Origin of the sequence: Dysosmobacter segnis, from assembly GCF_014297285.1 — a bacterium.
Taxonomy (GTDB): Bacteria; Bacillota; Clostridia; order Oscillospirales; family Oscillospiraceae; genus Oscillibacter; species Oscillibacter segnis.
In genome coordinates this window covers 1-12,948 of the sequence record NZ_JACOQI010000023.1, presented here as the reverse complement: position 1 = coordinate 12,948, position 12,948 = coordinate 1, and the positions used below count along the sequence as shown (strand labels likewise).

At 60.6% G+C, this 12,948-nt stretch carries 12 protein-coding genes; 7 read left to right on the top strand and 5 right to left on the bottom strand.

All coding sequences use genetic code 11. From position 1 onward, the window contains the following. Nucleotides 1-8: 8 nt before the first annotated feature. Nucleotides 9-815, bottom strand: a complete 807-nt coding sequence (locus tag H8Z83_RS16220) for a LytTR family transcriptional regulator DNA-binding domain-containing protein (RefSeq protein ID WP_187016033.1) — start codon at nucleotides 813-815, stop codon at nucleotides 9-11. Nucleotides 816-1,184: 369 nt separating this feature from the next. Between H8Z83_RS16220 and H8Z83_RS16215 the strand changes: the two genes are divergently transcribed. The 6 genes from H8Z83_RS16215 (at nucleotide 1,185) to H8Z83_RS16190 (ending at nucleotide 6,126) form a co-directional block, all read left to right on the top strand. Continuing rightward, complete coding sequence (locus H8Z83_RS16215; RefSeq protein ID WP_187016032.1) at nucleotides 1,185-1,796, top strand: hypothetical protein; 612 nt, start codon at nucleotides 1,185-1,187, stop codon at nucleotides 1,794-1,796. A 34-nt stretch (nucleotides 1,797-1,830) separates the two neighbouring features. Further along, nucleotides 1,831-2,151: a hypothetical protein gene (locus tag H8Z83_RS16210; RefSeq protein WP_187016031.1), complete on the top strand. Its 321-nt coding sequence runs from the start codon at nucleotides 1,831-1,833 to the stop codon at nucleotides 2,149-2,151. Between the two features lie 60 nt (nucleotides 2,152-2,211). Then, nucleotides 2,212-2,625 (top strand): IS200/IS605 family transposase, encoded by a 414-nt coding sequence (gene tnpA, locus H8Z83_RS20250; RefSeq protein ID WP_187016030.1) that lies wholly within the window; start codon nucleotides 2,212-2,214, stop codon nucleotides 2,623-2,625. A gap of 386 nt (nucleotides 2,626-3,011) precedes the next feature. Next, nucleotides 3,012-4,208 (top strand): M20 metallopeptidase family protein, encoded by a 1,197-nt coding sequence (locus H8Z83_RS16200; RefSeq protein ID WP_366464481.1) that lies wholly within the window; start codon nucleotides 3,012-3,014, stop codon nucleotides 4,206-4,208. A gap of 96 nt (nucleotides 4,209-4,304) precedes the next feature. Next, nucleotides 4,305-5,111: a GH25 family lysozyme gene (locus H8Z83_RS16195; protein WP_187016029.1), complete on the top strand. Its 807-nt coding sequence runs from the start codon at nucleotides 4,305-4,307 to the stop codon at nucleotides 5,109-5,111. An 88-nt stretch (nucleotides 5,112-5,199) separates the two neighbouring features. After that, a complete protein-coding gene (locus H8Z83_RS16190; RefSeq protein ID WP_187016028.1) occupies nucleotides 5,200-6,126 on the top strand; it encodes a sugar phosphate isomerase/epimerase family protein in 927 nt (308 codons plus the stop codon). A 373-nt stretch (nucleotides 6,127-6,499) separates the two neighbouring features. Here H8Z83_RS16190 and H8Z83_RS16185 read toward each other — a convergent pair whose 3' ends face one another. Next, the gene (locus H8Z83_RS16185) at nucleotides 6,500-7,855 is read right to left on the bottom strand and encodes a sodium-dependent transporter (protein ID WP_187016027.1); all 1,356 of its coding nucleotides are present in this window, start codon (nucleotides 7,853-7,855) and stop codon (nucleotides 6,500-6,502) included. Nucleotides 7,856-7,979: 124 nt separating this feature from the next. Here H8Z83_RS16185 and H8Z83_RS16180 point away from each other — a divergent pair, with 124 nt between their 5' ends. Continuing rightward, nucleotides 7,980-8,882 (top strand): LysR family transcriptional regulator, encoded by a 903-nt coding sequence (locus tag H8Z83_RS16180; protein WP_187016026.1) that lies wholly within the window; start codon nucleotides 7,980-7,982, stop codon nucleotides 8,880-8,882. On the opposite strand, the gene H8Z83_RS16175 is transcribed toward H8Z83_RS16180, so the two are convergent. Genes H8Z83_RS16175 through H8Z83_RS16165 form a run of 3 tightly spaced genes read right to left on the bottom strand, consistent with a single transcriptional unit; the run spans nucleotide 8,857 to nucleotide 12,704 of the window. After that, nucleotides 8,857-10,506 carry an ABC transporter ATP-binding protein gene (locus H8Z83_RS16175; protein ID WP_187016025.1) on the bottom strand — a complete coding sequence of 550 codons (1,650 nt, stop codon included), beginning with the start codon at nucleotides 10,504-10,506 and terminating at the stop codon, nucleotides 8,857-8,859. The genes H8Z83_RS16180 and H8Z83_RS16175 overlap by 26 nt on opposite strands. Continuing rightward, complete coding sequence (locus H8Z83_RS16170) at nucleotides 10,499-12,232, bottom strand: ABC transporter ATP-binding protein (protein WP_187016024.1); 1,734 nt, start codon at nucleotides 12,230-12,232, stop codon at nucleotides 10,499-10,501. Before H8Z83_RS16170 ends, H8Z83_RS16175 begins: the two co-directional genes overlap by 8 nt. Continuing rightward, nucleotides 12,225-12,704, bottom strand: coding sequence for a MarR family winged helix-turn-helix transcriptional regulator (locus tag H8Z83_RS16165; protein WP_187016023.1), 480 nt, complete (start codon nucleotides 12,702-12,704; stop codon nucleotides 12,225-12,227). Before H8Z83_RS16165 ends, H8Z83_RS16170 begins: the two co-directional genes overlap by 8 nt. Nucleotides 12,705-12,948 lie beyond the last annotated feature (244 nt).

The following is a 12,948-nucleotide window of genomic DNA, read 5'->3' as shown; positions in this document are numbered from 1 at the left end:
TCCGTCCGTTATTTTTTCTCGATCAGCTCTTGTAAATCCCGCTTGACCTGGGTATAAGTCAAGGCGGGAATGGGAATGGAGATACCTGAAATCAGCTCCGCTTCAAACCGCCGCAGGGCGACAATATACAGCGTGTTCACAAGATAGCCCCGCCGCAGTGGGTAAAACACTTCCGGCAATCTCTCTTTCAGTTCCCGGTAGATATAATTGCAACTCACGACCCGGTCAACGCAAACTAATTCCGTCCGTTTATCCCGGCTCTTGGCGTACAGAATGGTATAGGGATTGACATACACCGTCTGATTGCCGCTGGGAAACGCTATGCGCCGGCCGGCGGGCTGTTCCAGCAGCAGATTGCGGACAAACCGCGTCGTGTTCATATCCATCTTCAAAATGCCGCGCTCGCCCTCAATGTCCGGCTGGGTGTACTCATAGGAATTGTGCTGATGTACCAGTTTCAGCTCGCCGCCGATCAACCGCCAGCCGATGGTAAAATAGTTGACGGCCCCAAGCTGGTTTTGCCTGCTTCTCACCGCGATCCGGCCGCAGACCTGCGCTGCCGTTTCGCCCAGCGGGACAGGGTAATATTCTTCCGACACTACATCGGCCGCCTCGCCCTCAAAGCCCTTGAAATGTTCCCGTATCGCGCTGCCGCCAAAGAGCATTGGCTCGCCGGTGCCGAGGTAGATGCTGTCCGGGCAGAGATAGTCAAACCACCGTTCCAAATCCCCCGCATAGTGGGCGTGAAACAGCTCTTTTGTGAGCGCGGTAATTTCCTCTAAATTGATTTGCTTCTGCTTTTTTTCCTTTGCCATAATTTGTTCCCCTAAACTGCACCCTGTAGAATGGACCCCTTGTCTGTTTCCATTGTACCAAAATACGGCGGGCAGCGCAAGAGAAAACACATCATTCACGCCGTATTACACTTCATTCGTTCCAAACCTATTGACACGCAAAACGCTGAATCGTAAAATACAGGGAAAGGGAAAATTATGCGCTTTTTTGCGAGAAAAGGGGTTGACAAACTATGCAATATACTTACGACAGACAGAATAAGTCTGTCCTTTTTTGCTGTCAAAACAATTTTTATGTTGAGCAGACGGGCGTATTGCGTCCACGGCTTTTCCGTGGGCGTGATGCTCCTTTTTCTATTGCGACAAAATCATTCCAAAGGAGGATAACCTATGAAACCACAAAATAAGAAACGGTTCAGGGCGGCTGTGCTGCTGCTCATTCTGCTGTTTGTCCTCTCCGCCTGTTCCCGCGGGCAGAGTGAAAGCAGTCCGCCGGAGAGCAGCCCGCCCGTATCAACAGAGCAGGAAGAAACCGCGCAGCCGGAAACAGAGCAGCCGGAGACACCGGACGTTGCCGCAAATGAAGCCGTTCTCTATATCGGCACAAGGGACGGTGGCTTTACCGAATACCCTATGACCTATGAAGGCACTCTGACACCGGAGATTTTAATTGCAGGGATTGCCGATCTGACCGGCTGGGATATGACCCTTGCCGAAAATGTAACCACCGGCAAAGGCGGCATGAGCGTATGCTTTGCGGACAGTTCCGCACTCTTTAACGGGCCGCCTGACCCGCAGAACGAAGAATTCTTTATGTTCGATGCGGAGCAGCTTGCACAGACCATTTTGGACAGCACCCAAAAGACGCTGCAAATGGGATTTACCGGCGAGGGCGGTGACCCGGACGCGCTGGATATTTACTACTACATGGAGGGCGAGAAGCCGCTGGAACTGCCGGACATCGGCAGGGAATGGCCGCTGGATCAGCCCTATGCGTGGTAAAACCTGATTGAAACAACAAATAAGGAGAAGTATCATGCGAACAAGAAAACGATCATTGAGCCTGCTGCTCTGCGGCGCATTGCTGTTTTCCCTCTGCCCCCAGACAGCATCTGCTGTAAGCATACCGAAAACTGGGGCGGAAAGCAGCGGCTTATGCGAACACCACACAGAACACAACGCCGACTGCGGCTATACCGAGGGCATCGAGGGGACGCCCTGCAATCACGAACACACCGAGGACTGCTATACCCTTGTGACCGAGTGCGTCCACAAGCATACAGAGGACTGCTACCCGGCGGAAAGCGTGTCGGACAATACGCCACCCCGTCCGATGCGGAAAATCGGGGGCCGGTAAACTGCACCCACGAGTGCAGCGAGGAAAACGGCTGTATCAAAAAGGGGCTGGATTGCCAGCATGAGCTATCGAACGAATAGGCACAGTTGCTATGACCTGGAATATCATTTGGTTGTAGTAACAAAATATAGACATCCGGTCATAAACGGAGCCTTTAAGGACCGGCTCACAGAACTGACGTATCGTATCTTTGAGGAGAACTTCCAGTGCTACGTGAATGAGGTAAACACCGATAAGGACCACATCCATATTCTCTTCGAGGCACCGCCTCAAGTGGCTTTGTCCTCCCTGGTCTGTTCCTACAAGACGGTAACGGCAAGACTACTCAGAAAAGAATTCGCCGAATACCTTGCTCCGTTCTATTGGAAACCCTACCTCTGGAGTCGTTCGTATTTTGTTTGCACTGTGAGTGAACGCAACCACGAACTTATTACCGAGTATATACGAAACCAGAGGAATAAGGAAAAAGGCTAACCCCTCCCAAACTGCTTTGGAAGAGGTGTGCGCCTTTTATTAATCAATTTTCCAAGTCTCAATTTCTGCCCGGCAAAAATTTAAACACTTTGTCCCGCTTACTTCACAGCTTGGTTGGCCTGTATCACCAGAACTGGCTGATCTGCACACCCAAGCTCTGCCCTTTGCGGCAAGTGCCTCTGCCGCTCAGTCCAGCGCCGCCAGCAGCTGTCAAGACAGTTCGCACTCACTTTTCTTACCGAAGCCCTATCAGAAAAAATGAGAAAAGGTGCTTGCGCAGCTCTGTTTTTTCTCCGGCGGTGTTTGACAACGCCCCGCCCTGCGGTATAATAACCCTATCATAAATCTGCCGGAAACGGCGCAGTTCAAAGGAAGGATGACGTGCTATGACCATGGATACCAAAGCTCTGCTGGCGGAGGCGGAAGCCCTGAAGCCCCAGCTTCTGACGGATCGCCGGACCCTGCACAGGGACCCGGAGGTGGGCCCCTCCCTGCCCCGCACTGCCGCCTATGTGACGGAACGGCTGATGGCGCTGGGGTATACGCCCCGCCCGCTGGCCGGGGGCGTGGTGGCGGACACCACTGGTGAGGACACCGGCCGGTGCGTGCTGCTCCGGGCGGATATGGACGCTCTCCGGGTCCGGGAGGCCACGGGGCTGGATTTTCAGTCGGAAAACGGCGCCATGCACGCCTGCGGCCACGATATGCACGCCGCCATGCTGTTAGGCGCCGCCGCTTTACTCAAGCGGCATCAGGCGGACTTGAAGGGTACGGTGCGGCTGGTGTTCCAGCCGGATGAGGAGGGCTTCACCGGGGCCAAGTCCATACTGGAAGCCGGGGTCCTGAAGGATGCGCCGACGCCCCAAGCGGCGTTGGCCCTCCACGTCAACTCCGGTACTCCCTCCGGCATGGTGCTCTGCGGCCGGGGGACGTTCATGGCGGGCTGCACCCTGTTCCGGATCTCCGTCCGGGGCACCGGCTGCCACGGGGCCATGCCGGAGACCGGCGTGGATCCCATCAACATCGCCGCCCACATCTATCTTGCCTTGCAGGCGCTGACTGCCCGGGAGATCTCCGCCAAGGAGCCTGCCGTGGTGACGGTGGGCCGGTTCCAGGGGGGACAGGCCCCCAACATCATCCCGGAGGAAGCGGTGATGGAGGGTACCATCCGCACCTTTGACCGGGAACTCACCGCCCGGATCATGGAGCGCATCCAAGCCATCGCGGAAAACACAGCGGCGGCCTTCCGTGGCAGCGCCACGGTGGAGGAGATCGCCTCCGCGCCGCCGCTGGTAAACGATCCCGCCCTGATGGACCGGGTCGCGGGCTGGGCGGAGGAGCTGGCTGGCAAGGAGCGGGTGTACCGTCTGGATCAGGGGGGCATGGGCTCCGAGGACTTCGCCTCCTTCACCTATGAGCTGCCCTGCGCCTACCTGCTGCTGGGGGCCGGAACGCCGCAGGAGGACCCCCGCTACGGCAAGCCCATGCACAACGAGGCGGTGGTGTTCAACGAGGACGTTCTCCCCACCGGCGCAGCGCTCCACACCCTGTTCGCCCTGCGGATGCTGGCGCAGGAAACCTGAGCCGTCCCCTCCCCTTTTTGCGGCAAATTCAGACTTTGTTCACCAAAGGCAGCGCCGCCGGTGGTAGTCTATGGGCAGAAAAGAGGGGGAACACATATGGAAGAAAAAAAGAAAGGCGGCAAGCGGGCCGCGCCCAACCGCCGTGGCTGGCTGCTGGCGGTGCTGGTATTGGCGGGCCTGGGGATCTGGGGTATTCTGGAATGGCGGGCCCATACCGCGCCGGGGCCGGGCATCTCCGTCAACGAGGAAGCCCTGACCCGCAGGGAGCCGTTTTACCAATATGACGCCCCCGGCGTCACCGCCCGGGCCGGAGTGGACGTTTCCAGCTATCAAGGTGTCGTGGACTGGCCCGCCGTGAAGGCCGCCGGGGCGGACTTCGCCATGCTGCGGGTTGGCTTCCGGGGCTACGGCACCGGGGCTTTGGTGGAGGACAACGCCTTCGCCCAGAACGCCGCCGACGCCGCCAATGCGGGGCTGACGGTGGGCGTTTACTTCTACTCTCAGGCCGTCACGGAGGAGGAAGCCGCCGAGGAAGCCCGATTCGTGGTGGAGCGGCTCCGGGGGACGAACGTCAGCGGCCCCATCGCCTATGATCTGGAATTTTACACGGCGGACGAGGCCCGGACCGACGATCTCACCGGCGAACAGGCCACCCAGAACGCCATCGCCTTCTGCGACGTGATCCGTCAGGCGGGCTATGAGCCGGTGGTCTACATGAACCTCCACTGGGCCGGAAGTATGTACGGCATGGAGGAGCTGGCGCACCTGCCGGTCTGGCTGGCCAGCTACGGCCCCGTCCCGGCGCTGGACCGGGGCGTGACCCTCTGGCAGTACAGCGAGAGCGGCGTTGTGGACGGCATCGAGGGTCCTGTGGATCTGGACCTGTGGTTCACCAAGGAATAGCGCCCCTCAACTCCCCGCGAAAAAAGACGATTTTCATGCGCCGCCCCGCAGCGGCCCCCAAAAAGATCAATGACCAAGGAGGTCCCCTATGCGGCTTTCTATCAAAACCTGCACATTGGATATGCCCTTTGCGGCCATGCTGGATTTCTGCGTGGCGCAGGGCGTTCAGGCCGTGGAGACCGGCACCGGCAACTGGTCCGGCGCGCCCCACATCGACTTGGACGAACTGCTCGGCTCCGAAACGGCCCGGCAGCGCTGGATGGACCAGCTTCGCCGCCGGGATATCGCCCTGTGCGCCCTGAACTGCTCCGGCAATCCCCTCGCCTTCCAGAAGGACTGGGAGGTGACGGAGAAAACCTTCCGTCTGGCGAAGCTGCTGGGCGTGGAGAAGATCGTGATGATGAGCGGCCTGCCCGCCGGCTGTCCCGGCGACAAGACCCCCGTCTGGATCACCACCAGTTGGCCGCCGGAGACCCAGGACATTCTGGACTACCAGTGGAACGAGGTGGCCATCCCCAAGTGGAAGGAGCTGGTCCGTATGGCGGAGGACTGCGGCATCCGTCAGATCGCGCTGGAAAACCACGGGATGCAGCTGGTGTACAACCCGGAGACCCTGTTCCGCCTGCGGGAAGCCGTGGGCCCTTTGGTGGGCATGAATCTGGACCCCTCCCACCTGTTCTGGATGGGCGGCGACCCCATCGAGGCCGCCCGGGTGCTGGGGGAGCAGGGCGCTCTCTACCACGTCCACGGCAAGGACTCCCGCCCGGAGCGGCGGATGGCCGGACCAAACGGCCTTTTGGACACGAAGCCCATCGACCAGTTCCGCACGCGTTCGTGGAATTACGTGGCCGTGGGCTGCGGCCACGGCGCCCAGTGGTGGAAGGAGTTTTTCTCCACCGTGCGGATGGCGGGCTACGACGGCGACGTATCTCTGGAAATGGAGGACCTGACCATGCCCATGCTGGAGGGCCACCTGACCTCCCTCCGGGTGTTAAAGGAAGCGCTGGTGCTGTAACATCGCATGAGTCGGTCTCTGTAAATTCCCCCAATAAAAGTCATAGGAGGCGTGTCTGTTGACACGCCTCCTGCGAGACTGTCGATAAAGTAGTAAATTCTCCGCGACGGTAAGGAAGGGTGTGCGCGGGAAACCCAAGAGGGGTGTCCCGCGCCATTAAAATCCTAAGTTTTCAGAACTTTTATGAAGTTCTGAAAACTTGCTCAGCGGGGAGAAAAGACTTTTTCGACACGCTGATAGGAGGCGTGTCTGTTGACACGCCTCCTATGTTCTTATATTTCTTGCATTTCCGGTCTTTTCCCTGGGCAGGCTGATGGGAAAATGTCCCGTACAGGGAAAATTTCCCCATCTATTGCTGTAACACTGTTCCGCTTTACAGCAGGCCCTGCAGGAAGATCACAACGATCAGCGCCGGCAGAATGAACTGGAAATAGGGCTTCAGCCACTTGGCGAATTTCAGGCCCTTGCCCTTGTTGGCCTCCGCCACATACTTGTCGAAGCCCCAGCCCCACTTGCTGACGCAGAACAGCAGATACACCAGAGAGCCGATGGGCAGCAGCAGGTTACTCACGAGGAAGTCTTCGCTGTCCAGCACGTCCTTGCCCAGAATGGGATGGAAATCGCTCCAGATGTTGTAGCCGAACACGCAGGGCAGGCTCAGGAGGGCCAGCAGTACGCCGTTGATAAGCACGGCCTTCTTGCGGCTGATGCCGAAGGTGTCCATGCAGACGGCCAGAATGTTCTCAAACACCGCCAGCACCGTGGAGAAGCTGGCGAACACCATGAACAGGAAGAACAGCGTGCCCCAGAAGCGACCGCCGGACATGTTCACGAACAGAGGCGGCAGGGTCTGAAAGATCAGCGCGGGGCCTTCACCGGGCGCAACGCCGAAGGTGAAGCAAGCAGGGAAAATGATGGCGCCCGCCATGAGGGCCACGAAGGTATCCAGAATGCAGATGCGGACAGCCTCGCCGGGGAGGGTCTGCTCGTCGCTCATGTAACTGCCGAAGATCTCCATGGCGCCGATGCCCAGAGACAGGGTGAAGAACGCCTGATTCATCGCGTCGGTGATGAGGCTGCCGAGACCGTGCTCCCGGATGGTGTCCACGGAGGGCAGCAGGTAGAACTTCATGCCCTCCGCCGCGCCGGAGAGGGTCAGGCTGTGGACCGCCAGCACCACGATCAGTGCCAGCAGGCAGATCATCATGACCTTGGTCACCCGCTCCAGACCCTTCTGAAGGCCGAAGCTGCACACGATCAGGCCGGTGACCACCACCAGCTCCGTGAAGATGGCCATGGAGCCGGGGCTGCCCAGCATGGTGCCGAACATCCCGGAGATCTCGTCGCCGGTCATACCGGCGTGAAAGCCGCCGGTGAGGAATTTGCCGAAGTAGTTCACCATCCAGCCGGTGACGGTGGTGTAATACATCATCAGCAGATAGCAGCCCGCCAGACAGAACCAGCCGTGGATGTGCCACTTGGAGCCGGGCTTTTCCAGATTCTTGTAGGCCAGCACGGCGCTCTTGCGGCCGCCGCGGCCCACCGCCAGTTCCATGGTCATCACGGGGACGCCCAACAGCAGCAGGCACACCAGATAGAACAGGACGAAGTAGCCGCCGCCGTTCTTGCCGGTGATATAGGGGAAGCGCCACACGTTGCCGATGCCGATGGCGCAGCCCGCGCTCACCAGCAGGAAGCCCAGCCGGGAGCCGAAGGATTCTCTTTGCATTTCTAAGTACCTCGCTTACACACAACAAATATGCACTTATCTTAGCGGAAAAAACCCCCCTTTACAAGGGGGATTTCTTCATGATAAAATAAGAAAAACTTATTTTGTGTCGTGGGAGGGCATTATGAATCGAAATCAGCTGAAATATTTCGTGGCCGCGGCGGAGAGCCGCAGCTTCACGAAGGCCGCCGAACAGTTCTACATTTCCCAGACCGCCATCACCCAGCAGATCCGTCTGCTGGAGGAGGCGCTGGGCTGTCCCCTCTTTGACCGGAGCACCCGGCCCGTGAGCCTGACCCCCGCGGGGACCATCTTCCTCCGGGAGGCCAAGGGGATCTTAGAGCGGATGAGCCGGGCGCAGGAGCGGGTCCATGACGCCTCCACCGGACTCTCCGGCACACTGCGGGTAGGCTACGTCCGGGGGTACGAGCGCAGCGACCTGTCCGCCCATGTCCGCCAATTCCACCAGCAGAACAGCAACGTGCTCATCACCTTTTACCGCTGCTCCACCGACGCGTTGGCGGCGGGGCTGCTGCACCATGAATATGACATCATTTTCACCTGGGACAGTACCAACCTGAAAACCCAGGAGGGCGTGGCCTGCCGCACCGTGGAAAAGGCCCGGTTGGTGGTGGCGCTGTACGCCGGACACCCGCTGGCCCAGCGACAGCAGCTCCGGCGGCAGGAGCTGCGGGGAGAGGCCATCCTCTATATGTCCCCTGACGCCGCCGACGATTCCTACGGCGACGCCTTTTTCATGCAGCTTTACAACGAGGCGGGCTACAAGCCCAACATCCTCTTCCGCTCCGCCGACACGGAGAGCATCCTCATGATGGTCTCCGCCGAGGAAGGCATTTCCATCCTCCCCGCCTACTGCGTGGAAAAGCTCTACAACGCCGACAATCTGGTGTTTGTCCCCCTCATCGGCGAGGGAGAGGTGGAGGAAATCATCGCCGCGTGGCAGACCACCAACCCCAACCCCGCGCTGGCCCGGTTTCTGGCTATGACTCCTCCCCAATGGGAATGAGCCGTCCCGTGTCCGCCCCGACCCGGTGAGAAATGGAGAGCACCGTCCGGTCCGCCGTAGCCCGCTTCAAGGCCCGCAGCACCGCCCGCTCCGTCTCCGCGTCCAGATTGGCTGTGATCTCGTCCAGCAAAAGCAGCTTGGGGTCCGCCGCCACCGCCCGGGCGATGGACAACAGCTGCCACTGTCCCTGAGAGAAAATGTCCGGGGTGCAGGGGGTGTCATAGCCCTGCGGCAGGGCGCCGATGGCCTCCGCCAGTCCCGCCAGCTCCGCGGCCCGGCGGACCTGCCCCTCCGTGATGGTGTCATCATACAGGGTGATCTGGTCCCGGACGGTGCCGGGGACCGGATGGAACCGCTGCTCCACATAGCCGTACAGTGCCCGTCGCTGCGGGCCGGTGAGGGACCGGGGATCCACGCCCTGAATCCGGACGGTGCCCCGCCGGGGGGCATACAGCCCCAGCACCAGCTTGAACACGGTGCTCTTTCCCGCGCCGGTCCGACCGGACAGGGTAGCCAGCTCTCCCTCCCGGATCTCCATATTTAAGTGGTGCAGAACGTTCTGCCCCGCCTCATAGCCGAAGTCCACATCCCGCAGCTCCACCATGGGAGCGGCGGGATTTTCCGTTTCCGGGGCCACAGTCTCCTGCTCCGGCTGGGCCAGAAAGTCATTGATCCGGCGAACGCCCGCCACAGCGGACTGGATGGTCTGGATCTCCATGCCCAGACTTTCCAACGGGGAAAAGATCTGGCTGATGTAGTTCATCACCGTCACGGCGGTACCGGCGGTCATGCCGAACAGCGTCAGCACCGCCGGGTCTCCGGAGGCGGACAGCAGCATGACCGCGCCCACCACAGCGGCGTTCACCGTGAGGATCACGGGGGAATACAGGGCGTCATAGAAGTTGGTGCCCTCAATGGCCCGGTAGCTCTCCCCCAGTGCACCGTCATACCGGGTCTCCATGTAGGTCTCCTTGCCCAGCGTGCGGATGGTGCGGAGATTCCGCACCGTCTCCGGCACATATCCGGAGGCCCGGCTCACCGCCTTCCGGTTTTTCAGCTGATTGTGCAGCATCCGCTTCTGGACGAACCGGGTAAAGAGGAACAGCACCGGCAGCAGCGCCAGCAGAAGATAGGCAAGCCCCCGGCTGCACTGCCACACCACCACCAGAATACTGAGGATCCGGCAGGCGTCCGCTGCCATACTGATGATCCCGGCGGTGAACAGGGTCTCCACCGTGTCCACATCCCCCACGAAGCGGGACACCAGCGCCCCCGGCTCCTGACGGTTCAGTTCGTCGGCGGGCAGGCGGCCCTCCTTTTCCATCAGACGGCTCCGCAGGGCGTGGGTGGTTTTCTGGCCGAATACCGTCAACGCGCTCTCCCGGGCGGATTCCAGCCCTCCCGCCAATGCGGTGAAGGCCAGATACCACAGGGGCAGGCGGAGGGTCAGCCTCTCCCCGGCGGTGAGGCCGTCCACAATGCGGCCCAGCACCAGCGGCGGCACCAGCGCCGCGCCTACGGCCCCTGCCACCACCGCCAGAATGGTAAGGGACAGCCAGAGGTGGCCTTTCACCGTTTCCAGTACCACAGTCCCCACATGGACTGCTTTTTTGCGGTCATTCATGGCTGTTCTCCTCCCTCTGCGCGTCAAACTGCGCCGCGTAATCCGGGGTATTCCCCACCAATTCCTCGTGGGTCCCCACCTTGGCCTCCCCGTTTTCCAGCCAGATCACCCGATCCAGTTCCGGGAACAGGTACAGCCGGTGAGAGATCAGAATCACCACACTGTCCGCCGCCAAACGCCGCAGATGGGCGAAGATCTCCGTCTCCGTGGCCCGGTCCAGCGCCGAAAAGGGATCGTCCAGAATCAGCAGAGGCCTTTGATGGGCCAGCGTCCGGGCCAGCGCCAGCCGCTGGGCCTGACCGCCGGAAAGCCGGACGCCGCCGGTGCCCACCCGGGTCTCCAGCCCCTCCGTCATGGCCGCCACTTCGCCGTCCAGACACACAGCCCGGAGGTAATCCATGGGATCGCCCGTGTCTCCCAGCAGCACATTTTCCAGGATCGTGCCGCTGAACAGCTCCGGATCGTGGCCCAGATACCCCACGAGGCCCGTCAGCTCCCAGGGGGACAGCTCCGCCAGCTCTCGGCCGTCCAGCCGGATGCTGCCGCCGTAGGGCTGCTCGCAGAGGAACGCCTTGCCCAGCGTGGATTTGCCGCAGGCCACCGGCCCGGTGACGCCGATGATCTGCCCCCGGCAGGCGGTCAGATCCAGCCCGGAGAACAGCGGCGCGTCACCGGGATAGCCGCAGGTGAGGTCCCGGATCTCCAAACGCTCCACCCTGCCGGCGGAAACGGCAGGCACGGCGGGGATCTCCCGCATCAGGGGCTGGATCCGCTTCCAGGACACCTGCGCCTTGTGGACTGCGTTGAACAGCTTCGCCGCCTTGGAAGATTTGGTGGCCAGCTTGGTAAAGCAGGCCAGAAACGTGGTGAATTTCGCGATGGACCAGACCGTCCAGCCGGTGCCCAGCACGTTTTTCCCGCCGAAATACAGGATCAGCGCCGCGCCGATCATGGAGAGCACCCGGTACAGCGGCGGCAGGGACGCTGTCCACAGGTTTGCCTTTACAGCGGCGTGTTCGTAAGCGGTGAGGTGCTCCTCATAGGCCGCCCGGCGTTCCTCCTCCCGGCCAAAGACCCGGTAGGTCAGGGCGTTGACCGCCCGATCCATGGTGGCGGCGTTCAAGACCCCGGCCTGCTCCTTGAAGGCCGCGCCGGTGCGCTGGACGGGCCGCTTCATCCGTTCCGCCAACGCGTAGCTCCCCGGCAAAAAGGCCATGGACAGCAGCGCCAGCCGCCAGTCATACCACAGCAGCATCCCGGCATAGGCTGCCAAGGCCACGCCGGTGTCAAATACCTCCGTGGTGAATTTCCGCATCCCCTCGGCGCAGTCGTCCACGTCGGAAATGGCCTTGGTCAGCACCGTTCCCGCGCCCTGACGCTCCAAGTCCCCCCGATCCGACCGGACCAGCGCGCCGTACAGGACCCGCTTCATACGGCGGTTTACCTTGTTGGCAAAGCGCCGGACATAGAACCGCTTCAAAAACCGAAGTCCCTGCACCGCGGCGATGACGGCGATGTACCCCGCCGCCAGAGAGACCATGACGGAAAAGCTGTTCTCTCCCAAGAGGATCCGGGCCAGCGTTTCCGTCATCTGTCCCTCGAACCACGGGCCTGCCACCAGACCTATATTATAGAGGAGACCCGTCACGGTGATGACCGCCAGCACCCCGGATTCTGCCCGGAAATAGGAGCTGACCCGGTCCGGCGGAAGCTGTCGCTTACTCATGGCGCTCCCCCTCTCCCTGCTCCGTCAGGGCCGTGATGTGGGGGAAACCCGCCCGGCTCTCCTGCTTGGAACGGCGATAGATAGTGTCCAGCGTTTTGCAGAAAGCGACCTTCTCCGCCTCCGGCAGCTCCGCCAACAGCCATTCATAAAAGGTGGTCTCCACCTGCGCCTTGGAGTTCCGCAGGCCCTCCGCCTTTTCCGTGGCGAAAAGAAGCTGGCTGCGGCCGTCCTTGGGGTTGGCCTGCCGGATCAGATAGCCCTTGGCCTCCAGACTGGCCGCACGGCGGGCGGCGGCTCCCTTGTCTACCCGGAGCTGCTCCCGGACCTCCGCCTGCGTGATGCCGGGATGGTGGCGCACCAGATGGATGAAATCGTATTCCGCTGTGCCGATGCCGTCCTCCTTCAGCGTCCGGACGGCCAGCTTGCTGGCCTCCCGTGCGATTTTCGTGATCTTGCGCTCTGTGAGATCCATTGTTGCGGCAAGGGTACACCGTCCAATGTGAAGCATTGGGCGGTGAGGAATTGCCGTTCCCTCCTTTCGTGTATTAAAGTTAAGCAATTAAATAACCCGTGGATTTTTCTACGGGTTTTAATTTCTTGAAAGAGATACCGTCCTTTATCATTTTCCCGTTTATCGTTTTAATGGTAAAGATTCCGGTAGTTCTTCTTCCCCAAATGAAGCAGTCCTGTCCGTTAAATTGGACTTTGTCAAAAAG